The following is a 562-nucleotide window of genomic DNA, read 5'->3' as shown; positions in this document are numbered from 1 at the left end:
CTCGGCAGGCTCAGCGTCTGGCCCACCCGCAGGTCGCTGTCGCCGCTCAGCCCGTTGGCCTGCGCGATCTTCCACCACAGGCGGTTGTCGCCATAGGCGGCCTGGGCGATGCTTCTCAGCGTGTCGCCGCCCTGCACCCGGTAGCTGCCCACCGCGCTGGGCGAGCTGGCCGAGCGGAAATTGGAGTCGAACTCGCTGAGCACCGTCATCGCGCCCTGCTCGTTCGGCCCCACGCCGTAGCGCCCCAGCGCCTGCCCCTGCACCACCAGCTGGCGCAGCGAGAAGCCCTGCTGGTTGGTCTGCAGCACGATGCCGCGCGGTGCCGTTGAAGTCGTCCTGTCGGAACATCTGCCCGTTGGCGTCGTACTCGTAGTGGGTGCCACCGATCACGTTGGCGTGCTTGTCGTCCCACACACGGCCCAGGCCTTCCTTGTAGCTGTCGAAGCGCTTGAGTTCGTAGTCGTAGGTGGTCAGCGTTTCTCCGGGGCCGGCGTGGCTCTTGAGCACGTAGCCCTTCAGGTTGCCGGCGTCGTCGTAGTTGAAGGCCTCCAGGTCGTGCGTG

At 67.3% G+C, this 562-nt stretch carries 2 protein-coding genes; one reads left to right on the top strand and one right to left on the bottom strand.

The window, feature by feature from the left end; all coding sequences use genetic code 11:
• Nucleotides 1–308, bottom strand: a 308-nt coding sequence (locus E8D38_RS28145; protein WP_219851901.1) for a LysM peptidoglycan-binding domain-containing protein, incomplete at its 3' end; no start/stop codon positions are given.
• Between the two features lies 1 nt (nt 309).
• Between E8D38_RS28145 and E8D38_RS28735 the strand changes: the two genes are divergently transcribed.
• A partial coding sequence (locus E8D38_RS28735; RefSeq protein ID WP_219851900.1) for a hypothetical protein occupies nt 310–562 on the top strand: 253 nt, incomplete at its 3' end.

The sequence above is a fragment of the Methylibium rhizosphaerae genome (genome assembly GCF_006386545.1).
Lineage (GTDB): Bacteria > Pseudomonadota > Gammaproteobacteria > Burkholderiales > Burkholderiaceae_C > Pseudorivibacter > Pseudorivibacter rhizosphaerae.
Note: the sequence above shows the minus strand (reverse complement) of the source record. Positions and strands in the feature narration are given on the sequence as shown.